Annotated in this window: 24 protein-coding genes; 7 read left to right on the forward strand and 17 right to left on the reverse strand. The window is 59.3% G+C overall.

Going from position 1 to position 25,303, the window contains the following annotated elements:
* Positions 1-13: 13 nt before the first annotated feature.
* The 9 genes from AB5Y97_RS06935 to sdhC form a co-directional block, all read right to left on the reverse strand.
* Positions 14-1,282 carry an IS4-like element ISAeme4 family transposase gene (locus tag AB5Y97_RS06935; RefSeq protein ID WP_041206016.1) on the reverse strand — a complete coding sequence of 423 codons (1,269 nt, stop codon included), beginning with the start codon at positions 1,280-1,282 and terminating at the stop codon, positions 14-16.
* 225 nt (positions 1,283-1,507) lie between these two features.
* A complete protein-coding gene (gene sucD / locus AB5Y97_RS06940; RefSeq protein WP_005333542.1) occupies positions 1,508-2,380 on the reverse strand; it encodes a succinate--CoA ligase subunit alpha in 873 nt (290 codons plus the stop codon).
* A complete protein-coding gene (gene sucC / locus AB5Y97_RS06945; RefSeq protein ID WP_005361097.1) occupies positions 2,380-3,546 on the reverse strand; it encodes an ADP-forming succinate--CoA ligase subunit beta in 1,167 nt (388 codons plus the stop codon). The genes sucD and sucC overlap by 1 nt, the downstream gene beginning before the upstream one ends.
* 171 nt (positions 3,547-3,717) lie before the next feature.
* On the reverse strand, positions 3,718-4,908 hold the full coding sequence (gene odhB / locus AB5Y97_RS06950) for a 2-oxoglutarate dehydrogenase complex dihydrolipoyllysine-residue succinyltransferase (RefSeq protein WP_101531334.1): 1,191 nt from the start codon (positions 4,906-4,908) through the stop codon (positions 3,718-3,720).
* 35 nt (positions 4,909-4,943) lie between these two features.
* On the reverse strand, positions 4,944-7,751 hold the full coding sequence (sucA, locus tag AB5Y97_RS06955) for a 2-oxoglutarate dehydrogenase E1 component (RefSeq protein ID WP_335854254.1): 2,808 nt from the start codon (positions 7,749-7,751) through the stop codon (positions 4,944-4,946).
* Between the two features lie 115 nt (positions 7,752-7,866).
* Positions 7,867-8,583 (reverse strand): succinate dehydrogenase iron-sulfur subunit, encoded by a 717-nt coding sequence (locus tag AB5Y97_RS06960; RefSeq protein ID WP_005333549.1) that lies wholly within the window; start codon positions 8,581-8,583, stop codon positions 7,867-7,869.
* A 16-nt stretch (positions 8,584-8,599) separates the two neighbouring features.
* On the reverse strand, positions 8,600-10,366 hold the full coding sequence (gene sdhA / locus AB5Y97_RS06965) for a succinate dehydrogenase flavoprotein subunit (protein ID WP_201946872.1): 1,767 nt from the start codon (positions 10,364-10,366) through the stop codon (positions 8,600-8,602).
* A gap of 1 nt (position 10,367) precedes the next feature.
* Positions 10,368-10,712 (reverse strand): succinate dehydrogenase, hydrophobic membrane anchor protein, encoded by a 345-nt coding sequence (gene sdhD / locus AB5Y97_RS06970; RefSeq protein ID WP_005333558.1) that lies wholly within the window; start codon positions 10,710-10,712, stop codon positions 10,368-10,370.
* Positions 10,706-11,083 (reverse strand): succinate dehydrogenase cytochrome b556 subunit, encoded by a 378-nt coding sequence (gene sdhC / locus AB5Y97_RS06975; protein ID WP_021231296.1) that lies wholly within the window; start codon positions 11,081-11,083, stop codon positions 10,706-10,708. The genes sdhD and sdhC overlap by 7 nt, the downstream gene beginning before the upstream one ends.
* A 442-nt stretch (positions 11,084-11,525) precedes the next feature.
* Here sdhC and AB5Y97_RS06980 point away from each other — a divergent pair, with 442 nt between their 5' ends.
* Together AB5Y97_RS06980 and AB5Y97_RS06985 are read left to right on the forward strand one after the other, a co-directional pair.
* Complete coding sequence (locus AB5Y97_RS06980; RefSeq protein ID WP_005333572.1) at positions 11,526-12,812, forward strand: citrate synthase; 1,287 nt, start codon at positions 11,526-11,528, stop codon at positions 12,810-12,812.
* 118 nt (positions 12,813-12,930) lie between these two features.
* Positions 12,931-13,251 carry a DUF4377 domain-containing protein gene (locus tag AB5Y97_RS06985; RefSeq protein ID WP_005361103.1) on the forward strand — a complete coding sequence of 107 codons (321 nt, stop codon included), beginning with the start codon at positions 12,931-12,933 and terminating at the stop codon, positions 13,249-13,251.
* A gap of 77 nt (positions 13,252-13,328) precedes the next feature.
* Here AB5Y97_RS06985 and AB5Y97_RS06990 read toward each other — a convergent pair whose 3' ends face one another.
* Positions 13,329-13,769, reverse strand: a complete 441-nt coding sequence (locus tag AB5Y97_RS06990; protein WP_368157426.1) for a GNAT family N-acetyltransferase — start codon at positions 13,767-13,769, stop codon at positions 13,329-13,331.
* Positions 13,770-13,826: 57 nt separating this feature from the next.
* Complete coding sequence (locus AB5Y97_RS06995; protein WP_236375586.1) at positions 13,827-14,672, reverse strand: DUF5718 family protein; 846 nt, start codon at positions 14,670-14,672, stop codon at positions 13,827-13,829.
* Between the two features lie 299 nt (positions 14,673-14,971).
* Between AB5Y97_RS06995 and AB5Y97_RS07000 the strand changes: the two genes are divergently transcribed.
* The 4 genes from AB5Y97_RS07000 to AB5Y97_RS07015 all read left to right on the forward strand — a co-directional run bounded on the left by AB5Y97_RS07000 (position 14,972) and on the right by AB5Y97_RS07015 (position 17,954).
* The gene (locus AB5Y97_RS07000; protein ID WP_101531336.1) at positions 14,972-15,550 is read left to right on the forward strand and encodes a class IV adenylate cyclase; all 579 of its coding nucleotides are present in this window, start codon (positions 14,972-14,974) and stop codon (positions 15,548-15,550) included.
* Positions 15,547-15,939 carry an NUDIX domain-containing protein gene (locus AB5Y97_RS07005; protein WP_101531337.1) on the forward strand — a complete coding sequence of 131 codons (393 nt, stop codon included), beginning with the start codon at positions 15,547-15,549 and terminating at the stop codon, positions 15,937-15,939. Before AB5Y97_RS07000 ends, AB5Y97_RS07005 begins: the two co-directional genes overlap by 4 nt.
* A gap of 91 nt (positions 15,940-16,030) precedes the next feature.
* A complete protein-coding gene (locus tag AB5Y97_RS07010) occupies positions 16,031-16,537 on the forward strand; it encodes an N-acetyltransferase family protein (protein ID WP_368157429.1) in 507 nt (168 codons plus the stop codon).
* Positions 16,538-16,835: 298 nt separating this feature from the next.
* On the forward strand, positions 16,836-17,954 hold the full coding sequence (locus AB5Y97_RS07015; RefSeq protein WP_101531339.1) for a glycerol dehydrogenase: 1,119 nt from the start codon (positions 16,836-16,838) through the stop codon (positions 17,952-17,954).
* A 108-nt stretch (positions 17,955-18,062) separates the two neighbouring features.
* Here AB5Y97_RS07015 and pdxY read toward each other — a convergent pair whose 3' ends face one another.
* The 3 genes from pdxY to AB5Y97_RS07030 all read right to left on the reverse strand — a co-directional run bounded on the left by pdxY (position 18,063) and on the right by AB5Y97_RS07030 (position 20,523).
* Positions 18,063-18,926: a pyridoxal kinase PdxY gene (gene pdxY / locus AB5Y97_RS07020; protein ID WP_019446110.1), complete on the reverse strand. Its 864-nt coding sequence runs from the start codon at positions 18,924-18,926 to the stop codon at positions 18,063-18,065.
* A gap of 172 nt (positions 18,927-19,098) precedes the next feature.
* Positions 19,099-19,875, reverse strand: coding sequence for a DUF429 domain-containing protein (locus AB5Y97_RS07025; RefSeq protein WP_201946883.1), 777 nt, complete (start codon positions 19,873-19,875; stop codon positions 19,099-19,101).
* 84 nt (positions 19,876-19,959) lie between these two features.
* Positions 19,960-20,523 carry a hypothetical protein gene (locus AB5Y97_RS07030; protein WP_005352548.1) on the reverse strand — a complete coding sequence of 188 codons (564 nt, stop codon included), beginning with the start codon at positions 20,521-20,523 and terminating at the stop codon, positions 19,960-19,962.
* A 260-nt stretch (positions 20,524-20,783) separates the two neighbouring features.
* On the opposite strand from AB5Y97_RS07030, the gene ybcJ reads away from it, so the two are divergent.
* Positions 20,784-21,017: a ribosome-associated protein YbcJ gene (ybcJ, locus tag AB5Y97_RS07035; protein WP_005361116.1), complete on the forward strand. Its 234-nt coding sequence runs from the start codon at positions 20,784-20,786 to the stop codon at positions 21,015-21,017.
* A 33-nt stretch (positions 21,018-21,050) separates the two neighbouring features.
* On the opposite strand, the gene AB5Y97_RS07040 is transcribed toward ybcJ, so the two are convergent.
* The 3 genes from AB5Y97_RS07040 to AB5Y97_RS07050 all read right to left on the reverse strand — a co-directional run bounded on the left by AB5Y97_RS07040 (position 21,051) and on the right by AB5Y97_RS07050 (position 25,175).
* Positions 21,051-21,524 carry a DUF4442 domain-containing protein gene (locus tag AB5Y97_RS07040; RefSeq protein WP_019446113.1) on the reverse strand — a complete coding sequence of 158 codons (474 nt, stop codon included), beginning with the start codon at positions 21,522-21,524 and terminating at the stop codon, positions 21,051-21,053.
* Between the two features lie 166 nt (positions 21,525-21,690).
* Entirely contained in the window at positions 21,691-23,442 is a 1,752-nt protein-coding gene (locus tag AB5Y97_RS07045) for an ABC transporter transmembrane domain-containing protein (protein WP_201946885.1), read from the reverse strand.
* Complete coding sequence (locus AB5Y97_RS07050) at positions 23,439-25,175, reverse strand: ABC transporter transmembrane domain-containing protein (protein ID WP_368157431.1); 1,737 nt, start codon at positions 25,173-25,175, stop codon at positions 23,439-23,441. The genes AB5Y97_RS07045 and AB5Y97_RS07050 overlap by 4 nt, the downstream gene beginning before the upstream one ends.
* Between the last annotated feature and the right edge of the window lie 128 nt (positions 25,176-25,303).

The raw sequence follows: 25,303 nt of genomic DNA on the forward strand, positions 1-25,303 counted from the left end.
CATATACAGGACCTTAAGAAAACACTTCATTTGAAATTCCTTCTAAGGTCCTGTTCTGTATCGATTTTCGCTGCTTGGTTCGACGGGCATTTTTCGCCAAGTAAACGGCAGCCCATTCCAGACGCTCTCTTATTTCCACCAACACCCGATGAGCCACCGCTTCCAATAACGGGAACCACCAGGTTCCGCTATTTTTCGCCGCTTTCAGTGTGGATAAACCGTCCCCCATCAGCGTCTGAGCTACCCGTCTTTTCATCACCAGCGACAACAGGCTGGCCCACACCAGCCCCTCGGCAATGGCTTTCTGACCTGTCACAAAGCCCTTGAGCCGGTTGTGCGACTTCCACTCCTTAAACAGCAGCTCCACCTGCCAACGACAGCGGTACAGGCTCATCACCCGCTCTGCTGGCCATGCCTCTCGTGGCAGATTGGTCATCCAGATACAGAACCGTTTCTCCTCGGCAAACCAGCGTCGGATCAGCCGATACTCGAACTTGCCCGATTTCACCACCATATCCAGTACCTCTGCCCGACAGTGCCGCCGTCCAGCATCCTTGAGTGACAGGCCCGCCAGCTTCGGCACTTCCCGTTCGTCACCGCGCCATGCCCGGATAATCTTCGGGTTCAGGCTCTTACTACCCCTGACCAGATAGAAACCGCCCGCCTCGTTTAGTTTCGCAAAGTAGGCCATATCGATGTAACCCGCGTCCGCCAACAGCAGGCTGTTATTGAGCCGCTCGGGCTCAGGCAGGAACTGGCGCTCTGACGCCGTATCGGCAGAGACCTGCATGCAAACTGGACTTTGCTCCAATAGAGACATGAGCATATGACACTCGATTGCCGCCGGGCTAATGGTCTTGAACCTTCCCGGAAACACTTCGGCCAGGCTTTTGTGGACGGCAAAGGAAGTACCATCCTGCAACAACACCTGTTTGAATGCGCCAAGGGATGCAGTCTTCATCTGTTGGCCGATACGCAAGGCGATAGCCCGTTCAACCAGCGCCTTCATGAACAGGGCGAACGACGCTTTGCGCAACTGGTTGTGAAAGGGCTTGTAGGAAACCTGATGGGCATCAACCAGTTGCAAGGCATTGAAATGATGGTGCAATCCAGCGATACCATCGACCTGGTCGCAGCCAAGTGCCCGCAAGAGTGCAGTCACCAGCATGGCAGGCGTAATGGCTCGTTTGCGCAAGCAAAATTGGCAGTCACGGGCAATGCGGTCGAGTTCGGCAGGAGAGAGAAGTTGCTCAAGATAGTGGTTGGCATCGATAATGGTCATGGCTTCGTGCGTGGCGGTTTTGTTTGGCGATAAAATCAGATCACAATCGAAGCCATTTTTATATCTATTTCAATTGGTTGCTGCTAAAGATCCTGTACATGAGCACCAATTAACAAAGCAGAAGCAATATTAGTAGTGACCAACCAAGTGAAATACAACTTTAAAATGCCATAAAAAAACCGCCCATTGGGCGGCATTTTATTAGAGATAACGGGCTAAACAGAATTACCAGCCGGTGACTTCGCGCAGGGCCTTGCCGATATCGGCCAGGGAGCGGACGGTTTTCACGCCAGCATCTTCCAGCGCGGCAAACTTCTCGGCGGCAGTACCCTTGCCACCGGAGATGATGGCGCCAGCGTGGCCCATCCGCTTGCCGGGAGGGGCAGTAACACCGGCGATATAGGAGACCACCGGCTTGGTGACGTGGGCCTTGATATAGGCGGCCGCGTCTTCCTCGGCGTTGCCGCCGATCTCGCCGATCATCACGATCGCTTCGGTCTGCGGGTCGTTCTGGAACATCTCCAGAATGTCGATAAAGTTGGAGCCCGGGATGGGGTCGCCACCGATACCGACACAGGTGGACTGGCCAAAGCCCTCGTCAGTGGTCTGCTTGACCGCTTCGTAGGTCAGGGTGCCGGAGCGGGAGACGATGCCCACCTTGCCTGGCTTGTGAATGTGGCCCGGCATGATGCCGATCTTGCACTCACCCGGGGTGATCACGCCCGGGCAGTTGGGGCCGATCATCCGCACGCCGGTCTCTTGCAGCTTCACTTTGACGTCCAGCATATCCAGCGTCGGGATGCCTTCGGTGATGGTGACGATGAGCTTGATGCCCGCGTCGATCGCTTCCAGGATGGCATCCTTGCAGAACGGTGCCGGCACATAGATGACGGAGGCGGTGGCACCGGTCGCTTCGACTGCGTCACGGACGGTGTTGAACACCGGCAGGCCCAGATGGGTGGTGCCGCCCTTGCCCGGGGAGACGCCGCCGACCAGCTGGGTACCGTAGGAGAGCGCCTGCTCGGAGTGGAAAGTACCCTGACCGCCGGTAAAGCCCTGGCAGATGACTCGGGTGTCCTTGTTGATCAGTACGCTCATCAGTTGGCCTCCGCTGCTTTGACGACTTGCTGCGCGGCATCAGTCAGACTCTTGGCCGCAATGATGTTGAGGCCGCTCTCGGCCAGCTTGATACCACCCAGCTCGGCGTTGTTGCCTTCCAGACGGACCACGACGGGCACCTTGACCCCCACTTCCTTGACCGCACCGATAATGCCTTCCGCGATCATGTCGCAGCGCACGATGCCGCCAAAGATGTTGACCAGCACCGCTTTGACATTGCTGTCGGAGAGGATGATCTTGAACGCCTCGGTCACGCGTTCCTTGGTGGCGCCACCGCCGACGTCAAGGAAGTTGGCCGGCTTGCCGCCGTGCAGGTTGACGATGTCCATGGTGCCCATGGCAAGACCCGCGCCGTTGACCATGCAGCCGATGTTGCCATCGAGGGCCACATAGTTGAGCTCCCACTGGGCGGCGTGCGCTTCGCGGGGGTCATCTTGTGACGGGTCGTGCATCTCGCGCAGCTTGGGCTGACGATACAGGGCGTTGGCGTCGATGTTGATCTTGCCATCCAGGCAGTGCAGGTTGCCCTGCGCGGTGATCACCAGCGGGTTGATCTCCAGCAGCGCGAAATCGCAATCCAGGAACATCTGGCCCAGACCCATGAAGATTTTGGTGAACTGTTTGATCTGATCGCCGACCAGACCCAGTTTGAAGGCCAGTTCACGGGCCTGATAAGCCTGCGGACCCACCAACGGATCGATAGCCGCCTTGTGGATCAGATGGGGGGTTTCGTGGGCGATCTTCTCAATATCCACGCCACCTTCAGTCGAGGCCATGAAGACCACGCGGCGCGAACCACGGTCAACCACGGCGCCCAGGTAGAGCTCTTTGGCGATGTCGGTGCAAGATTCCACCAGGATCTTGGTGACCGGCTGGCCGTTGGCATCGGTCTGGTAGGTCACCAGATTTTTGCCAAGCCAGTTCTGGGCAAAAGCACGGATCTCATCCTTGCTCTTGGCCACTTTCACGCCGCCCGCTTTACCGCGGCCACCGGCGTGTACCTGGCATTTGACGACCCAGGTATTGCCGCCAATCTTGTCGGCCGCTTCGGCCGCTTCTTGTGGGGTAGCACAGGCATAACCTTCGGAGACCGGCAGGCCATACTCGGCAAACAGCTGTTTTGCCTGATATTCATGCAGATTCATAGATGCTCTATCCGTGTTGTAGGTATTTCCGTCCGGGGCTGGTGTTTCTCAATCCCCTGTGAATGGGGGCCTGGGCGGCCCCTCGTTATCTTTCAATCGCTCGGGTATTACTCAAACGTCCAGCAGCACGTTCGGCTCGGGGCGCAAACCCCTTGCCCGGGTGCCACGGGCTTAGACGTCCAGCAACAGACGGGTCGGGTCTTCCAGCAGTTCCTTGACGGAGACCAGGAAGCCTACCGATTCGCGTCCGTCGATGAGACGGTGATCGTAGGAGAGCGCCAGATACATCATCGGCAGGATCTCGACCTTGCCGTCAACGGCCATCGGGCGATCCTGGATCTTGTGCATACCCAGAATAGCGCTCTGGGGCGGGTTGATGATCGGGGTGGACATCAGGGAGCCGAACACGCCACCGTTGGTGATGGTGAAGTTGCCGCCAGTCAGTTCATCCACGGTCAGCTTGCCGTCACGGCCCTTGCCCGCCAGATCCTTGATGGCCTTCTCGATGTCCGCCAGGCTCATGTTGTCGCAGTCGCGCAGCACCGGCGTCACCAGACCACGGGGGGTAGAGACGGCGATGCTGACGTCGAAGTAGTTGTGGTAAACCACGTCATCGCCATCGAGCGCCGCGTTCACTTCCGGATAGCGCTTGAGGGACTCCACTACCGCCTTCACGTAGAAGGACATGAAGCCGAGCTTGATGCCGTGCTTCTTCTCGAAGATCTCGCCGTACTGCTTGCGCAGATCCATGATGGGCTTCATGTTGACCTCGTTGAAGGTGGTCAGCATGGCGGTGGTGTTTTTCGCTTCCAGCAGACGCTCGGCAATGCGCTTGCGCAGACGGGTCATCGGTACCCGCTTGTCGGTGCGACCACCCAGCGGGGCAACCTTGGCTGCCAGGGCTGCAGTTGCGACCGGTGCGGCTGCCGCAGGCTGGCTCTTGGCCTTGATGAAGGCTTCCACATCATCCTTGGTGATACGACCGCCCTTGCCGGTACCGGTCAACTTGGTCACGTCGATGTCGTGCTCGCCAATCAGGCGGCGCACCGAGGGGCTCAAGCCATCGGCGCCATCATCGGCCACCGCTTCAGCGGGTTTCTCTTTGGTCTCTTCACCGGCCACCGGGGCGGCGGTGAGGATGGCAATCAGTTGACGGGACAACACAGTCGCCCCTTCCCCTTGCAGAATATCCCCCAGCACACCGGCTTGCGGTGCCGGCACTTCCAGCACCACCTTGTCGGTCTCGATGTCGACCAGCACTTCGTCACGGGCGACCAGATCGCCAGGTTTTTTGTGCCAGGTGGCGATAGTGGCATCGGCCACTGATTCCGGCAGATCCGGTACCTTGATTTCGATAGTCATCCAATCAGTTCCTTTTTACTTCTATGCCAGAGGCTTTACAGGGTAAGGGCATCTTCCACCAAGGCTTTTTGCTGCTTGGCGTGGACAGACATGTAACCGACGGCCGGTGAGGCTGACGCGGGGCGACCGGCATAACGCAGGGTGGCTCCGGCTGGCAGCACGCCATCGTAGTGGTGACGGGTGCAGTACCAGGCGCCCTGGTTCTGCGGCTCTTCCTGACACCAGACAAAGTCGGTGACATGGCTGTAATCGGCCAGAATGGCGCGCACTTCCTCTTCCGGGAAGGGGTAGAGCTGCTCAATTCGCACCAGAGCCACATCTTGCTGCTCGGCCTTGCGACGGGCATCGAGCAGGTCGTAGTAGACCTTGCCGGAGCAGAAGACCACCCGCTTGACCGCTTTCGGATCCAGCGCATCGATCTCGCCGATGGCGTTCTGGAAGGTACCTTCCGCCAGCTCTTCAAGCTTGCTCACCGCCAACGGGTGGCGCAGCAGGGATTTGGGGGTCATCACGATGAGCGGACGGCGCATCGGACGTACCACCTGACGACGCAGCATATGGAACACCTGCGCCGGGGTAGAGGGCACGCACACCTGCATGTTGTGCTGGGCGCACATCTGCAGATAACGCTCCAGACGGGCGGAGGAGTGCTCCGGCCCCTGCCCCTCGTAACCGTGCGGCAGCAACATGGTCAGGCCGCACATCCGGCCCCACTTCTGCTCACCGGAGGAGAGGAACTGATCCACCACTACCTGGGCACAGTTGGCGAAATCGCCGAACTGGGCTTCCCAGATGGTGAGGCCAGCCGGCTCGGCGCTGGCGTAGCCATATTCAAAGGCCAGAACCGCGTTCTCGGTCAGCACAGAGTCATACACCTCGAACGGGCCTTGCTCGTCGTGCAGGTTGCACAGCGGGGTATAGGTGCTGGCATCGGTCTGGCTGTGGAGTACGGCGTGGCGGTGGAAGAAGGTGCCACGGCCGGAGTCTTCACCGGTAAAGCGGATACGGGACCCCTTGTCCACCAGAGTGGCGTAGGCCAGAGTCTCGGCAAAGCCCCAATCCACCAACTTCTCGCCAGCGGCCATCAGACGGCGGTCTTCGTAAATCTTCTCGACCTGACGCTGCAGCACGTGGGTCGCCGGATACTGGCTCACCCGCTCGCCGAGGCTCTTGAGGAGATCCATCGGCACGGCACTCTCATAGGCCATGTTCCAGTCGTGGCCCAGATAAGGGGTCCAGTCTACAGAGTGCAGCTCCATCGGCCGCCACTCCTTGCTCACCCGCTCGCCGCGATCCAGCGCTTCGCGATACTCGTTGACCAGTTCGGTCGCCCGCTCCTGGGCGAGGCTCCCCTCGGCCACCAGCTGATCGGCGTAGATCTTGCGCGGGGTCGGGTGCTGCTTGATCTTCTGGTACATCAGCGGCTGGGTCGCGCTCGGTTCGTCCGCTTCGTTGTGACCGTGACGACGGTAGCAGACCAGCTCGATCACCACGTCGCGTTTGAAGGTATTGCGGTAATCCAGTGCAATCTGGGTCACCAGCACCACGGCTTCCGGATCATCCCCGTTGACGTGCAGCACCGGCGCCTGCACCGCCTTGGCGATGTCGGTGCAATATTCGGTGGAGCGCAGGTCACGGATATAGGAGGTGGTGAAACCCACCTGGTTGTTGATGACGATGCGCACCGTCCCGCCGACACCATAGGCGCGGGTCTGGGACATGTTGAAGGTCTCGGCCACCACGCCCTGACCGGCCATGGCCGAGTCCCCGTGAATGGTGATGGGCAGCACGCTGGAGCCATCCTTGTCACCGCGACGATCCATACGGGCACGGACCGAGCCGATGACCACAGGGTTGACGATCTCGAGGTGGGAGGGGTTAAAGGCGAGCGCCAGATGGACGTTGCCACCCGGGGTGGCGAAGTCGGAGGAGAAGCCCATGTGGTACTTCACATCACCGGTACCCCAGGATTCGCCATGCTTGCCGGCAAACTCGTCGAACAGATCCTGAGCGCGCTTGCCCAGCACGTTGATCAGCACGTTGAGGCGACCGCGGTGGGCCATACCGATAACGGCCTCTTTGCAGCCCTGCTCACCGGCGCGACGGATCAGCTCCTTGAGCATGGGGATCATGGCGTCGCCACCTTCCAGCGAGAAGCGCTTGGCTCCCGGGAACTTGGCGCCCAGATATTTCTCCAGCCCTTCGGCTGCGGTCAGGCTCTCGAGGAAACGGGTCTTCTCTTCGAGGGTGTAGCTCCCCTTCCCTTCAATGGATTCGAGACGCTGTTGCAGCCAGCGCTTCTCTTCCGTGGAGGTGAGGTGCATGTAGTCGGCGCCGATGGAGCCGCAATAGGTCTTCTTCAGCGAGGCGTAGAGGTCGGAGAGCACCATGGTCTCGCGACCGATGGCGTAGGAGCCCACATTGAAGGTGGCCTCCATATCTGCGCCCTGCAGGTTGTGGAACGCGGGATCCAGTTCGGCAACGGTTTCACGCTGCCACAGGCCCAGCGGGTCCAGATTGGCATTCTGGTGACCACGGAAACGGAAGGCGTTGATCAGCTGCAATACCCGCACCTGCTTGGCATCCACTTGCGGATCGGAGACGGGGGCACTGTAGCGAGAGGGATCCTTGGCCAGACGACGGAAATAATCGCGGACCTGGGAGTGGGGTTGTTCAACCGCATGGCCATTGACCTGGGGCAGCTCGCTAAACAGGCTGCGCCACTCGTCGGACACGGAGTCAGGATTTTCCAGGAAGGATTCGTACAAATCCTCAATATAGCTTGCATTCGCACCAGCCAGGTGAGATGACTCCAACCAGGCCTTCATCACGCCGTTATGCATTTCTATCCCTTGTACTTCTTGTTACTGCTGCGCAGCTTGTAGGGGTCAAATAGCCATCCTGCCACGGGTGGGATGGCTATCCAGAGGTCGGGCCAGCACCTGGCCGGCCCTGATACTAAACAGCCCGATTGAGCAACATCGACTTGATCTGGCCAATCGCCTTGGTCGGGTTCAAGCCTTTCGGACAGACGTTCACGCAGTTCATGATGCCATGGCAGCGGAACACGCTGAAGGCGTCGTCCAGATTCCCCAGTCGTTCGGTGGTCGCGGTGTCGCGGCTGTCAGCCAGCCAGCGGTAGGCGGCGAGCAGCCCGGCCGGACCGATGAACTTGTCGGGATTCCACCAGAAGGAGGGGCACGAAGTGGAGCAGCAGGCACAGAGAATGCACTCGTACAGGCCGTCAAGCTTGGCGCGCTCTTCGGGGGATTGCAGGTGCTCACGCACCGGCGGCAACTTGTCATCATTGATGAGGAAGGGTTTGACCTTCTCCCACTGGGTGTAGAACTGGGTCATGTCGATCACCAGATCACGGATCACCGGCAGGCCGGGCAAGGGGCGGATAACGACGTTATTGCCCTTCTTCAGCAGGTCGGAGAGCGGGGTGATACAGGCAAGACCGTTCTTGCCATTCATGTTGAGACCGTCTGATCCACAGACCCCTTCGCGGCAAGAGCGGCGGAAGGCGAGCGTGGGATCCAGCTCTTTCAACTGGATCAGTGCGTCGAGCACCATCATGTCGGAACCTTCAGGAATATCAAGACGATATTCCTTCATATGGGGGACGTTATCAACATCCGGATTGTATCTGTAGACAGAGAATGTGACGTTCATAGGGCTGGCTCCGCAATCAGTAAGTCCGGACCTTGGGCGGGAACGCCTCACGGGTCTTGGGTGACATGTTGACAGCGCGACGGGTCATGGACTCGGTGTCCGGATGATAGAGGCTGTGGCACAGCCAGTTCTCATCGTCGCGATCCGGGAAGTCGAAGCGGCAGTGAGCACCGCGACTCTCGGTACGGAAGTTGGCGGCAACCGCCGTGGCAAACGCCGTCTCCATCAGGTTGTCCAGCTCCAGGCACTCGATGCGCTGGGTATTGAACTCTTTGGAGGTGTCATCCAGACGGGCTAACTTGAGGCGTTCGCGGATAACCTTGAGCTCGGCCAACCCTTCTGCCATCGCAGCACCTTCGCGGAACACCGAGAAGTTATTCTGCATGCAGCGCTGCAGGTCTTTGCGGATCTGCACCGGGTCTTCCCCGTCACGGCAATTTTCCCAGCGGTTGAAGCGGGCCAGTGCGGCATCCAGATCCGACTCGGAAGCATCGCGGCCGTGATCCATCTCGCCCAGGGTGTTGACCAGATGCATGCCGGCAGCGCGGCCAAACACCACCAGATCCAGCAGGGAGTTGCCACCCAGACGGTTGGCACCGTGTACGGAGACGCAGGCAATCTCGCCCACCGCAAACAGACCGACTACCGGCACATCGTTGCCGTTCTTGTCCTGAGTCAGGCATTGGCCATTCACGTTGGTCGGTACGCCGCCCATCATGTAGTGGCAGGTCGGGATGATCGGGATCGGCTCTTTGACCGGATCCACGTGGGCGAAGGTGCGGGAGAGCTCGCAGATGCCCGGCAGACGGGATTCCAGCACCTCTTTGCCGAGGTGATCCAGCTTGAGCTTGATGTGTGGACCCCAGGGGCCGTCGCAGCCACGGCCTTCACGGATCTCGATCATGATGGAGCGGGCCACCACGTCGCGACCGGCCAAGTCCTTGGCGTTCGGCGCATAACGCTCCATGAAGCGCTCGCCATCTTTATTGAGCAGATAGCCACCTTCACCACGGCAGCCTTCGGTTACCAGCACCCCGGCCCCGGCGATGCCGGTCGGGTGGAACTGCCACATCTCCATGTCCTGCACGCCTACGCCGGCACGCAGCGCCATGCCGACGCCGTCACCTGTGTTGATGTGGGCATTGGTGGTGGACTGGTAGATACGACCGGCACCGCCAGTCGCCAGCACGGTGGCCTTGGCCTTGAAGTAGACCACTTCACCGCTCTCCATATCGATGGCGGTACAACCCACCACGTGGCCATCCTGGTTTTTCACCAGATCCAGCGCATACCACTCGGAGAAGACGGTGGTCTTGTTCTTGACGTTCTGCTGATAGAGGGTGTGCAGCAGGGCGTGACCGGTACGGTCGGCGGCCGCTGCGGTACGAGCAGCCTGCTCGCCACCGAAATTCTTGGACTGACCACCAAACGGACGCTGGTAGACAGACCCGTTATCGAAACGGGAGAAGGGCAGCCCCATGTTCTCCAGCTCATAGATAGCCTCGGGACCGGTTTTGCACATGTACTCGATGGCTTCCTGATCACCGATGTAATCGGAGCCTTTTACCGTGTCATACATATGCCACTGCCAGTTGTCGTCGTGGGCATTGCCCAGCGCAACCGTGATGCCGCCCTGGGCGGAGACAGTGTGAGAACGGGTTGGAAAAACCTTGGACAACAGAGCGCAGCTCTTGCCGGACTGGGCAATCTGCAGCGCGGCGCGCATACCGGCACCACCGGCACCAATCACCACCGCATCAAATTCACGAGTTGGAATAGTCACCTTACACACCCCACAGCACGACGAAACCCGTCATCAGATAGACAAACAGCACCACGACCAGGGCAAATTGCAGCGCCCCGCGCAGCCCTACCGGCTTGATATAGTCAGTCAGCACCTGCCACAGACCAATCCAGGCATGGATCAGTACGCAGAGCAGGGTCAACAGGGTGAATACCTTGGTGAATGTTTTGGCGAAGAAGCCTGCCCACACCTCGTAGGTGATGTCGTTGAACGCGACAAAGCCCACCAGATAGAGGACATAACAGGTCATGATGAGGGCGGTGGCGCGGATCAGGATGTAATCGTGAACGCCGCTGCGCCCGAAGGTTGCAGAATTGGTTACCATACAAGCACTCCCGCCAATACAGCCAGGATCGCGGTGATCACGAAGGCCACGCGGGCGCTCTGATTGCCGGATTCCAGCTCTTCCCAATAGCCCATATCCATGACCAGATGACGCAAGCCGCCCACAATGTGGTATGCCAGCGCAGTCAGGATCCCCCACAGCACGAGTTTGACCAGGAAGTTGTCCATGATGGCAACCACGGTTGCAAACCCTTCGGGAGAGGCGAGTGAAGTACCAAGCATCCACAGCAAGATGCCCAGTGCAACAAAGGTAATGACCCCTGAAACACGGTGCAGGATGGATGCAATGGCAGTGACAGGAAAGCTGATCGTCTGTAGGTCGAGGTTGACCGGTCTCTGTTTGTTTTTCACGCTTGCCCACTCAGCTCCATTGAGCACGTTAGTTATTGTTTTAACTCACACTTGAGGGCACGGAATGGTGATTGTTGGTTTTTTGTTACCAAAACACTCTGAAAAAGCCAAAACGCGAGTTTTCGGTTTCACATCAGGCTTTGCCAAAGCGTTTCAAACACCCGCAGCCATGACCCACGTGGCGCAGTATATCGGCGGCCTTAACCGAAGACAATCAATTAGCTACAAAGAAAACACAAAACCGCAAACTCGATCGCATATTTAATTTAACATTTCATTAATGCCATTAATGGGGTTCCAGCAAAATTGACATTGATAAGGAACTCTGTTTCAAATAAGGCGCTCCAGCCACTTCGGTATGGGTAACAACCTTTGCCAGCGTCATAAAAGTCGTAATAGAGTAGGACTGGAACCAAATTATAAAGAGCAAAGGAGACGTGCTATGGCTGATAAGATAGCCACCCTACACCTGCCCGGAAAAGATCCGGTCGAACTGCCGATCCTCTCCGGCACCATCGGCCCGGATGTCATCGATGTCAGAAAATTGGGATCACAGGGGTATTTCACCTTTGACCCCGGTTTTATGGCCACCGGTTCTTGCAAATCTGCCATTACCTACATCGACGGGGATCAGGGTGTCTTGCTGCACCGTGGTTACCCCATCGCCCAGTTGGCCACCCAGGCCACCTATCTGGAAGTCTGCTATATCCTGCTGTACGGCGAAGCGCCGACCAAGGCCCAATATGCCGAATTCGAACGCCTGGTCACCCGCCACACCATGGTGCACGAGCAGATCGCCTTCTTCTTCCGCGGCTTCCGTCGCGACTCCCACCCCATGGCCATCATGTGCGGTGTAGTCAGCGCCCTCTCCGCCTTCTATCACGATGCCCTCGACATCAATAACGAGCAGCATCGCGAGATCTGTGCCTTCCGTCTGCTCTCCAAGATGCCGACTCTGGCCGCCATGTGTTACAAGTACTCCATCGGCCAGCCGTTCATGCAGCCGCGTAACGCCCTCTCCTATGCCGGTAACTTCCTGCACATGATGTTTGGCGTGCCGACCGAAGAGTACAAGGTCAACCCCATCGTTGAACGTGCCATGGATCGTATCTTTACCCTCCATGCGGATCACGAGCAGAACGCCTCCACCTCCACCGTTCGTCTGGCTGGATCCTCCGGTGCCAACCCGTTCGCCTGTATCGCCGCGGGGATCGCCTCCCTGTGGGGACCGGCCCACGGTGGTGCCAACGAAGCCTGCCTGCGCATGCTGGAAGAGATCGGCTCGGTGGATCGCATCCCCGAGTACATCGCCAAGGCCAAGGACAAGAATGATCCGTTCCGTCTGATGGGCTTCGGCCACCGTGTCTACAAAAATCACGACCCTCGTGCCACTGTGATGCGCGAAACCTGCCACGAAGTACTGACCGAGCTGCAGATCAAGGATCCGCTGCTGGACGTGGCCATGGAGCTGGAGCGTATTGCGCTCTCCGACCCCTACTTCGTCGAGAAGAAACTCTACCCGAACGTGGACTTCTACTCCGGCATCATCATGAAGGCGATCGGCATCCCGATGAGCATGTTCACCGTGATCTTCGCCATCTCCCGCACTATCGGCTGGATTGCCCACTGGAACGAGTTCCACTCAGACCCGGACAGCAAGATTGGTCGCCCACGCCAGCTCTACGTGGGCCACCCGCTGCGCGAGTTCACTCCACTCGAGCAGCGCTAACCACTGCGCTGATATGGTTTGTTACAAAGGCGGTCATTGACCGCCTTTTTGTTTGCCGCTCTAATGCCCCCTTTTTGTTTGCCGCTCTAATGCCCCCTTTCGCGTTAAGGAGCCCATTATGAAACCACTGTTTATCAGCGCAGCCTTGCTGCTGACCGCCTGCCAGAGCGCCCCCGTATCGTCACAGGGGGAGACCCTCTATATCAACAGCCAGCTGGTCGATTGCGTCGGAGTTGGCCCAATGCAGTGCATGCAGGTTCGCAGTGATGAGCAGCAGCCCTGGACGCTGTTCTACCAAAATATTGAAGGTTTCCAGTTCGAGCCTGGCTATCGCTACCAGCTCACTGTCAGCAAGGAGCAGCTCACCGATGTGCCGGCCGATGCCCCCTCCGTGCGCTATCAGCTGATCAAGGTGGTGAACAAGGTCGCCAGCAAGTAACAAACACGATCAAAAAACGGGGGATGGCTGATGCCATCCACCGTTGGTTTATGGGTACTGCGCCTCATCAGGCACGATCAGGTCGGCGCCAGCGCCATATGTAGCAGCGGATAGGGCTTGCCCTGACCATCCAGCGGCGAACGACCCGTCACGGTGAATCTCATCTTCAGATAGAAGCCCACCGCCTGTTCGTTCTGCTCGTTGACGTCAACCTGCGTCGCGCCGCCCTGCGTGATGGCATGGGCCACCAGCAAACGCCCCACACCACTGCCGCGCGCTTCGGGGGCCACAAACAGCATCTCCAGCTTGCCCTCGTGCACTCCGCTCAAACCCGCAATGAGCCCCTCTTCTGTGCGGGCACAGTGCAGTGTCACCGCATCGAAGTAGTGCTCCAGAATAAGCGGTTTAAGCGCGAGGATCTCGGCCTCGGGCAGGAAGTGGTGGGTCGCCCGAACAGAGGCCTCCCACAGATCGATCAGGGCCGGATAATCGGCCCGGGATACCGGAACAATCGTCATGAAATGACTCGATATGATAACCAGCGGGAAGAGACACCTTCCCGCTGGCAACGGTGATTAGCGCGCCTGCACCGCTTGCAGCAGCACCGACATATCAGCACCAAAGTGGCGGCTGCGGATTGCTTCGCGAATATCCGCTTCGCTATAACGACTGCCCGGGTAGACCACCACGCAGGAGGTGTCGCCCGGTTTGAGGAAGTGGGTCTCGCCAAACGGGGTATAGCGAGTGGCACCGATACTGATGAGCGCATGGGGAGGATGTCCCGCCTGCGCCAGCAGCCCCTGAATGTGCTCCGCCGGCCCTTCATCCTGCTGATGATTGAACTTGTCGATGGCCCAGTCGAGCAGCTTGCCGTGGAAGTAGCTGTAGTCGATGGCGGCGCTGTCTACCCCGTAGGCGTGCAGCTCACCGTCCCGCTCCAGATAGCAGGCGATACGATAGTCATCGAGCTCGCAACCGGCGGCAAAACCGGAAAGCGGCAGCAGCTTGTCCGCCAGCCCCTTGCTCTCTTCGCCCCAGTTCTTCTTCTCGCTGATCTTCTTGGCGTTGGGACGACGGATGGAGCAGTCGTTATAGGCACCAAAGGCACGGGGATGGATCGCCACCACCTGCTTGCCGGCATACTCCAGCTCGCACCAGAGGGCCACTTCCGGCTCGATCTGCACCTTCTCGTCACCGCTGACCGCCGCTTCCGGCAGGAAGATCGCCTTGTCGCTCAACGGGAATACACCGAGCTGACCCGGATGGCCCGGCACAAAGAAGGGAAACAGCGCCTTGGGCGCCGTGGTGTCGCGCACGACTACCGCTACGAAGTCCGATGCTTCGCCCGCCTGCTCCAGATGACCGGCGAAATTGCCCGCGACCCCTAGTCCGATAAACTTGCTCTCTGCTGCTATCTGCATCTTGCTCACCTGCATCTTGCCCACGCAAGGTAGCAGGCCCGTCGCCCACTACCGCTAAAGTGGCAAGATTAAACCACAAGGACCCCGCCTTCGCCCAGTCCGGCCCTGTCGTGATGTGCGCCAGTCCGCTTTTTTAGGGACGAGAAGGCTGTGGCGAACCAGCCATTGCGCACTCATTCAGATACGCGGTCACCGCGCTGGAAACAGTGCGTTTCCGGCATCTCCCCTCTTTCTCCTTGGGACTCAACTTCATCTTTGTTAGGCTGCCTGCCACACAGGCTCACAGAGGGATCTTCTTGATGTCACAGGCGCACTTTCAGGGCCGCTTCGAAGTCGAGTTCAAATATCAGCTGACGGATCGCCCCGCCTTCCTCAAGGCACTGCTCGCCCTCAATCCGGAGATCATGCTGGAGGATAATCTGGAGCAGGATCGCTACTTCGACACCCCGGATGATGCCCTTGCCCAGGCTGGCAAAAGTCTGACGATCCGCACCATGCAGCCCTCCGGCATCCAGCTCTGGATCGTCAAGGGGCCCGAGAAGGATCGCTGCGAGGCGGTCAATATCAGCGATGCCGACAAGGCTGCCAACATGCTCCTCACCATGAACTACCGGCAGATACTCGTGATCACCAAAAGGCGCAGCATCTACTTCATTGGCCCGTTTCACGTCACCCTGGATCATCTGGCCGAGATCGGGGATTTTGCCGAGCTCGCCATCATGACCGATGACGAGGAACGCCTCCCGGCGTTTCGCCAGCAACTGCTCGCGCTGGCAGATCAGTTGGGACTTTCTCCCGATGCGCAGGAGCCTCGCTCCTACCGCACCCTGCACATGCAGGCAATACACACCACACAACCAGAGGATGCAACTCAATGATCGACAAACTCGCCTGGCTCACCTTTAAAGATCAGCAGCTGCTCTGCGCCCGCTCCCACGGCAAGGACATCTATTACATCCCAGGCGGCAAGCGGGAACCGGGCGAGAGCGACGAGGCGGCGCTGATCCGCGAGATTGAAGAGGAGCTGGCTGTCACCCTGCAACCCGATACCCTGCGCTTTGTCTGCGAGTTCAGCGCTCAGGCCGATGGCAAACCGGCAGGAGTCGAGGTGCGACTGCGCTGTTACACCGGCGAAGCGAGCGGCTCCCCGATCGCCTCGGCAGAAATTGCCGAGCTGCGCTGGCTCGACAGCTCTCACCTCGATGAGCTCTCCCCCGTCTCCCGCCTGCTGTTTACCTGGCTGGTTGAGCAGGGGCTGATCCGCTGACAAGCCGTACTCGCGGCGAGCATAAGTACCTCCCTCAAATTCACCAACGGTGGCAATCAGCCACATAACAGCGCAACGACAAGGATGCCAGATGAACATTGTGGAAGTTAAAAGCGCAGCGACCTACCAAAGCGCGCTCATCACCCTGCTGCAAGATTGTGTCGATAGCGGCGCCTCGGTCGGTTTTTTACCGCCGCTGACCATGGAGGAATCTGCACGCTACTGGCAAGGAGTTGAAGCGGATCTGGCGGCAGGTCACCGAAAGCTGTGGCTTGCCCTTGAGCAACAACAGATTGTGGGAGCGATTCAGCTCGCGCTCTGTGGCAAGGCCAACGGTCGCCACCGGGCCGAGGTGGAAAAATTGATGGTACTGCAAACGGCGAGAGGCAAAGGTGTCGGTCGTGCGCTGATGCTGGCAATGGAACAAGGCGCCCATGCCGCGGGCCGTTCGCTGCTGGTGCTGGATACTCGCGCCGGTGATGTGGCCTCCCACCTCTATCGTCAACTCGGCTATCTGGAGGCGGGCCAGATCCCAAGCTTTGCACGCAACGCCGATGGCTCTCTTACTGCGACCGTCATCTTCTACAAACCGCTCTGACCATCCCCTATCCCTTATCCAAATACAGCAGGGCCGCACCAAGCGGCCCTGCTTGTTGCCAGCGTGACTGTTTGTTGCAGCAATATGGCTTGCGACGGATTGCCACGATAGAGCCATTGCTCCTGTATGCCTCAACACCGCCAATCGTTCGCCCCAAAATACAACCAAACAAACAGAAAGATTAATTAATGATTAAAACGCCCCCCTTTTCTTCTTCATCTATTGCTTCATCAGGCGTATCGTGAGAGACCCATTTGATAATCAAATCTATGTTGTTCACTGCCTTGAGGAATAATGGATGCCCACTTTGCCCCGTACAGTTACCTCCCCCAAAAAGTTCATCATCGGTCAACACCTTCTTCCGCAACTCCATGAGCACGTTAAAGATTTTGGTGACTATGCGTTGCTCATCAGCGATGAGTTCATTCTGGAGCGGGTACGGGAAGAAGCTTTGGCGGGGCTCCTGCAGGCAGGCCTCAGGGGAGTGGTCGACAAGTTTCGCTATGAATGCACCGAACAGGAGATCCACCGCCTGACCCACCTTGCAGAGCAATATGGTGCGAACGTGATTGTCGGGATCGGCGGCGGCAAGACGCTGGATGTCGCCAAGGCCGTGGCCTTCTATCTGCGCCGTCCGGTTGTGCTATTCCCGACGATTGCCTCCACAGATGCCCCTTGCACAGCACTGGCGGTGATCTACAACCAGGCGGGGGAATTTGAGCGCTATCTGTTCCTGCCGCAAAATCCGGACGTGGTGCTGGCTGACACAGCCATCATTGCCGCCGCCCCTCCCCGCTTCTTTTCCGCAGGCGTTGGCGATGCCCTGGCCACCTATTTCGAGGCGCGCGCCTGCTATCGGTCAGACGGACTCAATCTGGTCGGGAAGCGTCCTTCACGCACTGGCCTTGGTCTGGCACAGCTCTGTTACGAGCTGCTTGGTGAGAACATCGAGCTGGCCATGGATGCGATACGCCACCATGTCTCGACTCCGGCGCTGGAGCAGGTTATCGAGGCCACCATCTACCTCAGCGGGGTCGGCGCAGAAGCCGGTGGACTGGCCGCCGCTCATGCCGTCAACAACGGCATGTCACTGATCCCGGAGCTCCATCGTGCCCAGCATGGCGAGAAAGTAGTCTTCGGCTTGCTGACCCAACTTGTGCTTGAGCGCGCCCCGCAACATGAACTTGATGAGGTGTTTCGCATCATAGACTGTGCGGGTCTGCCCATGACGCTGCAAGAGCTGGGGCTCACCCACTTTGATGACAGCGAGTGGCGCAAGGTGGCGCAGCTGGCCTGCGATCCCCTCGATACCATGGGCAACATGCCGATGACAGTGAGTGAACAGGATGTCTACGCCGCCATGGTAGCGGCCAATGCCATGGCTGAGCGTTATCGCCTCCGCCATCCCCGCATCTGATTGCTTGCCGCACTAAATAGGCAAACAGTAAAAAGGCTTGCCCATTGGCAAGCCTTTTTCATCTGCATCCCACCCCCCTTGTCGGGATAGACGAAAGTCCGCGTTGACTCAGGGGAGTTTCACCGCTCGCACTGCAACCTCTGGCAGGGCGAAGGCATCTTGCGCGGCGATGAGTTGCAGCTCGTAAGCCTGCTGGCGCCAGGTCTCCTGCAGCACCGCATCCACCGAGGCGTTGGTGCGCTCGAACGCGCTGACCGCATCGTGACCGGCCAGCAAATTCGCCAGCATCAGGGCGCTGATAAGATCGCCCACCCCCACCGGCTGGCGGGCAAAGTCATAGAGCGGACGGGCAATCAAGTAATCCCCTTGCGGGGTGGCCAGCAGCATCTCGAAGCGGCTGGAGTCCTGCGCCGCACGACCGAGATGCTTGACCAGCACCAGCTTGACGCCGCGGGCCAGCAGCTGATGGGCAGCCGCGCGAGTCTGATCCAGATCAGCCAGATGGGTATCACAGAGGGTCTCCAGCTCCAGCAGGTTGGGGGCCATCATGTCGGCCACCGGCAACGCCTGCTCGGTCAGGAAACGGGTGACGCCGGGGGCAACGATGCACCCCTTCTCCGGGTGACCCATCACGGGGTCGCAGAAGTAGATGGCATCGGGGTTGGCCGCCTTGACGGCGTTGACCACGGTCAGGATCTCGTCCCCCTGCTCGGCGGAGCCAAGGTAACCGCTCAGCACGGCGTCACACTGGCTCAACACCTCGATATTGCCCAATCCTTTCACCAGCGCACTGATATGACCCGCCGGCATCGCCATTCCCTGCCACCCCTGGGCATATTGGGTGTGGTTGGAAAACTGCACCGTGTTGATGGGCCATACATCCATGCCGAGGCGGCGCATGGGGAAGACGGCCGCGCTGTTGCCGGCACAACCAAAGACCACGTGGGACTGAATAGAGAGAACGGATTTCATCGGGAATACCACAGCAAAGGATCAGCAAGGTGGGCAATATATCGGATGAAGATAACGATGCGCCACCTTGGCGCGGGATGAACAGGCAATTTCCTGACTAAAGACAGGTTTTTTACGCCATTTGGCCCACGTCGACAGGATGAGCGGCGCCATGATGCGCCGCGTCCGTCCGTCACATCCCGTTGTGTTCAACAGCATGACGGGCAAAGTGATAGACCCATCCCTCATCACACGGCATGTCACCGGGTGGCGAAATCAGCTCAGGTAATACCGTCACCTTGCCACCAGCGGCATATTGCAGCGCCATCAGGGCGCAGAGCGCCGCATCGTAGCGATCCGTGCCGACCAGCACATCCGCAGGCAGCTGCGCCGCCAGCTCGGGCCGTGCCGGGGCGGCCTTACCGCCCACTTTGGCCAATGCCGGATAGACCTCCAGCACGGCACGACTGGCCTTCGGGGCAACGGTCGGCACCAGTTGCAGATCCGAGAGCCGCGGCAGCATGGAGAGCGCCAGGGTCGCATTGTTACCGAGCCGGTCGAAGGTAGCCGACAACGGCTTCTTGCCGTACTGCTGATACAGCCAGCGCTCGCAGTCGCGGTAAGCGTAGGGGTTGTCTATCTCCCGCTCGGGAGCGGCGCAGCTATGTGGCTGGCCGTTGAGCAGATCCCGCAAGGCGCGGGGAAAGGCGAGCGGCGCATCGATACCGAGTGCCAGTTGCGGGCAGGCTTCTACCTGCGCCAACGTGGCCTCATTTTGCAGGGCCGGACGCAGCAGGGCGGCCAGATCCGGCGCCACCCGCGAGCTCAGGCGAAACAGCGGCGACACCGCGAGCCAGTGCAGGCGGTTGGATTCGGCCTGCCAGCCCACCACGGCCACCACCTGGGCACTGCCCTGCCAGCCACGCACATCCCAGCCGATCCCGATTGCACTCATCTGCCCTGCCGTCATCAATTACCTCTGTTCGCCTGTCACAAGTAGCAAGAGGCACAGGGTAATCAGCAGATGCCTTTAACGCAAAGCGAACTGCCTTGGTCAGAACGATTTCTGGAAGTTCACCAGCGGCAGAATGGGGAACACGCCGTTGGCGGCATAGTTGGCCAGCCCGATCTGCAAGCCGTCGAGGTGCTTGGTCGCATTGATAAAGCCAATCTGGAAAGTGGTACGCTCGGCATAGTTGACGAAGCCGACGTTGGCCAGCGCATTGCCCTTGGCGATATTGACCGCCCCCCAGTTAAGCCCCTGCACATTGTTGGTCAGGTTGACCAGCCCCAGATTGACGCCGGTATCCTGCCCTTCATGCCAGTTGATGGCATTGATGGCGACCCCGCCAAACTGGTGGCGCACCCGACCAGCACCCAGGAATACCCCGAGCTGCAGGCCGCTGAACTGATCCACATCGGAGAGGGCGAAGATCGGCAGATCAATGCCCTTCACCTGACCGGTCCGACCGTAGAGCAGCGAGGCGCGCGCCCCTTCCACCTGATGGGACGCGGGCAAATTGACCCCGGGCAGCGAGACCTGCACCGGAGTACTGGCCTGCGCGACACCGCACAGAGTCAGGGCGCTGCATGCCAGCAGCAGGCGGGAGAGTGTCATGGGAAGTTCCTTGGGCCATTGAGAGTGGCCCGATCCTAACAGTCAGGGGCGAGTGTGGGCACACCAGCAGGGACGAGGTGCGTCACGATACGTCACGGTTGGCCCTCTCACCTCTCCATCAGGTCTTGCGAAAGCGCCACCTTAAGGACAATCGGCCACTTTTTCGCAGCGAGTGGCCCCTCTTCCTTTCTTTGCCTGAGCGAACTGCCTAAAATAGTCGCCCTGCTGTATCCGGCATTCATCCATCTAGAGGATTTCCCATGGAGACGTTTCTGCTCGAAGGTCACCCCTTCGTTGCCTTGTGTGACCTTATCAAACATCAGGGGTGGGCCGATTGTGGCGGCGCCGCCAAAGCCCTCGTTGCCGAAGGGCTGGTCGAGGTGGACGGTCAGGTCGAGACCCGCAAGCGCTGCAAGATCGTGGCCGAACAGGTGGTCAACTTCAACGGCATGAAGGTCGTGGTGAAAGAGGGCGTCAGCCCGGAGATTGGCTAAACCCGTTTCGGGGGGCCACTCTCCGGCAACCCGCTAGCTGGCCTTGATCGACAGGGTCAGCACAAAACGCGCCATCGCCTCATCCCCGTTCAATGACGGACAGGTTGCCACCACCTGGATGGGGCGATTGATGCGCTGACCGCTTGCCAGCGATTCGTCGATCATGGCGTCAATCTCCTCCCCCGCTGCGCAGTCGAACTGCACATCCCCCTCCGGGCGTTTCAAAAACTCCCCCTGCACATCCTTGAAGGCAAAGTGCACCTTCTTGCGCCGCTGCCGCCCCTTCTCCATCACCAGCAGACCGCCTACCAGATCGGCGCCGGTCGCCAGCGCGCCAAAATACATGCTGCCCAGATGGTTGCGGGTACGCCAGCCAAGGGGAATGCGAATGCGCAGCGCCTTGGCGTTCATCTCTTCGATGATCGGGGCACAAAACCCGATGACGGGAATATAGCGCCAGGCAAACAGCCGGAGCGCCAGATTGGCTTTGAAGCGTTGCAAATCCATATGCGAACTGATCCGATGAGTTAATGTAAACAGCATGTTGCCCGTATATGCGCCATTCGACAAGCACAGGGATCACGGTTACGACCTTTTGCCCAATGCAAAAAAACAGAGGGACCGCATCGGTTCCCTCTTTTCGTTCATGTCGCCGTTACAGCAAATGTGCCACTCAGGCGCGCTTCTCTTCCAGCCAAGCCCCCTGACTCTGCATCTCGAACAGCTGGGCATAATGGCCGCCGAGGGCCATCAACTCACCATGGGTACCCCGCTCGTTCACCTGACCGCGGGAGAGCAGCAGGATCTCGTCCGCATCGACGATGGTCGAGAGGCGGTGGGCGATGGCGATGGTGGTGCGGCCACGACGGGCGGCAGAGATCGCCTGCGACAGCGCCAACTCGGTCTGGGAGTCCACGCTGGCCGTCGCTTCATCCAGAATGAGGATACGCGGATCTCCCACCAGTGCACGGGCAAAGGAGAGCAGTTGCCGCTGACCGGCGGAGAGGTTCTTGCCACCCTCCTCCATCAGGGTGTTGATCCCCTGTGGCAAGCTGCGCACAAAGTCGGCCAACTGCACCTCGCTCAACGCCTGCCAGAGCCGCGCTTCGTCTATTCCGGCGCGGCCGAGACGCAGGTTCTCCGCCAGGGTGCCGACAAAGATAAAAGGATCCTGCTGCACCAGCCCGATGCTGCGGCGCACCGCCGCCAGCGACAGGGTATCCAGTGCGTGATCATCGAAGCGGATCTGCCCCTGATCCAGCGGATAGAAGCCCATCAGCAGGCTGATAATGGTGGACTTGCCGCTGCCGGTATGGCCCACCAGCGCCAGCATCTGGCCCGGTTTTGCGGCAAAGCTGACCTCCCGCAGCACCTGCTGCTCACCATCGTAGGAGAAGCTCACCCGCTCGAAACTGACCCGCCCTTCCAGCGGGCGCAGCTCGCCCTCGGTGCTCTCGCGGGTTTCATCGAGCAGGGCAAAGACCCGCTCCCCCGCCACCATCGCCTGCTGCAGCTGGTTGAGCTGGTTGGTCATCTCGATGAGCGGCTCGATCATCCGCCCCAGATAGCTGATAAAGGCGTAGAGCACCCCTACCTGAATAGCACCCGCGTGGCTCCCCCCCTCATGGGCAAACAGCGCCAACAGGCCGATCAGCACCATCATGTAGAAGAGATCGATGAGCGGACGCAGCAAAATGCCGTTGATCTTGAGGCTCTTGATCCGTGCCGACCAGTGTTGCTGGTTCACCTCGGCAAAGGCGTTGGCAAAGTGGCGCTCCTGCACCATCGCCTGGATCACCGGCATCCCCTGCAGCGACTCGTTGAGGCGGCTGTTGATGTCGGAGAGCAGACTGCGGGTCGCTCGCACCACCGGCACGCTCAGTTTCTGGTAGAGCCACATCACCCCACCCACTGCGGGCAGCAGCAGGGAGCAGACCAGCATCAGCCGCAGATCCAGCAGCGCCATCGAGATGAGGATGCCGCACAAGAGCACCACTTTTTGCACCAGTAAGCCGATCACCTGCACATAGAGGTTCATGATCGCCTCGGTGTCGTTGGTGATGCGGGAAATCAGCGAGCCGGAGCGATGCTTGTCAAAGTAGCGGGCCGGCAACCGGATAGCGGTGGCAAACACCTGCTCGCGCAGGGTTTGCACCACCGCCTGGGCGATACGGTTAAAGCGCAGGGATTGCAAATAGAAGCCCGCCGCCGAGAGCACCTGCAAGCCCAGATAGCCCGCAGCAATCAGGGCTATGGTGGGCAGCACGATATTGCGAGGCGCCAGATAGTCATCGATAAAGAGCTTGATCAGCAGCGGTCCGGCCACTTCGGCGCCGGTGGCGAGCAGCAGGCAAATCCCCGCCTGAATAAGCCAGCGAGGATACTGGGCGCAGTAAGCGAGCAGTCGTTTAATGGTCGGATTCACAGGCTCTCCTCCACCGCTTCTTCGAGACGCTGATAACGCACCATATCTGCATACCAGCCATTGTGCGCCATCAGGGCACCGTGATGACCCCGCTCGCTAACGGTCCCCTGCTCCAGCACCAGGATCTCGTCGGCCTGCTCCACCGCCGTCATGCGATGACTGACCAGGATCAGGGTGCGACGATGGGCTTTGAGAGCGTGCAGAATTTGCTGCTCGGTGTGGGCATCTACCGCCGAGAGCGCATCATCGAGCACCAGAATGGGCGCATCCAGCAGCAGGGCGCGGGCAATGGCCAGCCGCTGTTTCTGGCCGCCGGAGAGGGTCACCCCTTTCTCCCCCACCTCGGTCTCATAGCCCTTGGGGAAACGCACAATATCATCGTGGACACAGGCAATGCGCGCCACCCGTTCGACCTCCTCGCGGCTCGCATCGGGTTTGCCGAGGGCAATATTGGCGGCGATAGTGGTGGAAAACAGGAATGGCTCCTGCGGCACATAGGCAAACTGGCTGCGCAGTGTGGCGAGCGGCAACTGGTCAATCGGTACGCCCCCCATGGCTATCGAACCGTGAGTCGGATTGGCAAGGCGCATCAACAGCTTGAGCAGGGAGCTCTTGCCTGCCCCGGTGCGCCCCACCACCCCAAGCATCCCCCCTTGCTTGAGGGTAACGTCGATATCCGCAAGCAGGGTGCGCTGCTCAAGTTGATAGCTCACCCCTTTGATCTGCAAAGGAAAGGCAGAGGTAAACGCGGCCGGCTGGGCGGGCTCTTCGATATCGCTGCGCTCCCCCAGCAGGCTTTCGATACGGGAGTAGGCGGCGCTGCCCCGCTCGATGATGTTGAACAGCCAGGCGATGGCAAACATCGGCCAGATCAGCTGGCCGAGGTACATGGTGAAGCTGGTGAGCTCACCCAGGGTCAACTCACCCTGCAGCACCAGCACACTGCCCCCCGCCACCGCGAGGAAGTAGGAGCAACCGATACAGAGATAGATGACCGGATCGAACTTGGCATCGATGCGGGCCACCGCCATATTGCGCTCCCCCGCCTGTTTGGTCAGCTCGGCAAAGCCCTCATCTTCCAGCGATTCAACCGCATAGGATTTCAGCACCCGCACGCCGGAAAGGGCCTCCTGGGTCTTGTTGTTGAGCCTGGAGAAGGCCCCTTGCGCCGCCTTGAACTGGGTGTAGATCTGGGTGCCGAAGCGATTCATGAAATAGGCCATCACCGGCAGCGGCAGCAAGGAGACCAGCGTCAACTGCCAGGAGTACTGGCTGCACATGATGGAGAGCACCAATACCCCGACCATGATGGAGTCCACCAGAGTCAGCACCCCTTCGCCAGCGGTCATCTCCACAGCCTGAATGTCATTGGTGGCATGGGCCATCAAATCGCCAGTACGGTGGCGCTGATAAAAATCGGGGCTCATCCGGGTGAAATGGCTGAAAAGGCGATTGCGCAACACATAGGCCAGACGGTAAGAGGCACCAAACAGCATCACCCGCCAGACGTAGCGCAGCAGATAAATCAGCACACCCAGACCAAACAGCCCCGCCAGATAGCGCATCAGGGTACCATTGTCGAGACCACCCTTGGTGATGTCATCCACCACCCAGCCCACCACTTTGGGCGGAATCACGGTCAACAGGGCCACCATCAGCAGCAGGGAGATGGCGGCCAGATAACGGGGCCACTGCTCCTTGAAAAACCAGCTCAATCGTAAAAATACGCTCACACCACCAACCTTTAGCGCTCTCTGCCCGTGACCGCTCCAAGGAGCGGCCATCAGAGAAGCCACGCAGAAATAGAAGAATGAAAACAATCGCCTCCGGCTGGAGGCGATTCGAACGAAAGCTCATCATA

Source organism: Aeromonas sp. R10-2 (genome assembly GCF_040908445.1).
GTDB lineage: Bacteria > Pseudomonadota > Gammaproteobacteria > Enterobacterales > Aeromonadaceae > Aeromonas > Aeromonas veronii.

Coding starts and splice junctions, on each gene's coding strand:
- sucA (WP_335854254.1), bottom strand. CDS start 7,751: ATGCATAACGGCGTGATGAAGGCCTGGTTGGAGTCATCTCACCTGGCT.
- AB5Y97_RS06995 (WP_236375586.1), bottom strand. CDS start 14,672: ATGCAGATAGCAGCAGAGAGCAAGTTTATCGGACTAGGGGTCGCGGGC.
- pdxY (WP_019446110.1), bottom strand. CDS start 18,926: ATGAAATCCGTTCTCTCTATTCAGTCCCACGTGGTCTTTGGTTGTGCC.
- AB5Y97_RS06985 (WP_005361103.1), top strand. CDS start 12,931: ATGAAACCACTGTTTATCAGCGCAGCCTTGCTGCTGACCGCCTGCCAG.
- ybcJ (WP_005361116.1), top strand. CDS start 20,784: ATGGAGACGTTTCTGCTCGAAGGTCACCCCTTCGTTGCCTTGTGTGAC.
- AB5Y97_RS07005 (WP_101531337.1), top strand. CDS start 15,547: ATGATCGACAAACTCGCCTGGCTCACCTTTAAAGATCAGCAGCTGCTC.
- AB5Y97_RS07010 (WP_368157429.1), top strand. CDS start 16,031: ATGAACATTGTGGAAGTTAAAAGCGCAGCGACCTACCAAAGCGCGCTC.
- AB5Y97_RS07000 (WP_101531336.1), top strand. CDS start 14,972: ATGTCACAGGCGCACTTTCAGGGCCGCTTCGAAGTCGAGTTCAAATAT.
- sucC (WP_005361097.1), bottom strand. CDS start 3,546: ATGAATCTGCATGAATATCAGGCAAAACAGCTGTTTGCCGAGTATGGC.
- odhB (WP_101531334.1), bottom strand. CDS start 4,908: ATGACTATCGAAATCAAGGTACCGGATCTGCCGGAATCAGTGGCCGAT.
- sdhD (WP_005333558.1), bottom strand. CDS start 10,712: ATGGTAACCAATTCTGCAACCTTCGGGCGCAGCGGCGTTCACGATTAC.
- AB5Y97_RS06960 (WP_005333549.1), bottom strand. CDS start 8,583: ATGAACGTCACATTCTCTGTCTACAGATACAATCCGGATGTTGATAAC.
- AB5Y97_RS07025 (WP_201946883.1), bottom strand. CDS start 19,875: ATGACGGCAGGGCAGATGAGTGCAATCGGGATCGGCTGGGATGTGCGT.
- AB5Y97_RS07015 (WP_101531339.1), top strand. CDS start 16,836: ATGCCCACTTTGCCCCGTACAGTTACCTCCCCCAAAAAGTTCATCATC.
- AB5Y97_RS06980 (WP_005333572.1), top strand. CDS start 11,526: ATGGCTGATAAGATAGCCACCCTACACCTGCCCGGAAAAGATCCGGTC.
- sucD (WP_005333542.1), bottom strand. CDS start 2,380: ATGAGCGTACTGATCAACAAGGACACCCGAGTCATCTGCCAGGGCTTT.
- AB5Y97_RS07030 (WP_005352548.1), bottom strand. CDS start 20,523: ATGACACTCTCCCGCCTGCTGCTGGCATGCAGCGCCCTGACTCTGTGC.
- AB5Y97_RS06990 (WP_368157426.1), bottom strand. CDS start 13,769: ATGACGATTGTTCCGGTATCCCGGGCCGATTATCCGGCCCTGATCGAT.
- AB5Y97_RS07040 (WP_019446113.1), bottom strand. CDS start 21,524: ATGGATTTGCAACGCTTCAAAGCCAATCTGGCGCTCCGGCTGTTTGCC.
- AB5Y97_RS06935 (WP_041206016.1), bottom strand. CDS start 1,282: ATGACCATTATCGATGCCAACCACTATCTTGAGCAACTTCTCTCTCCT.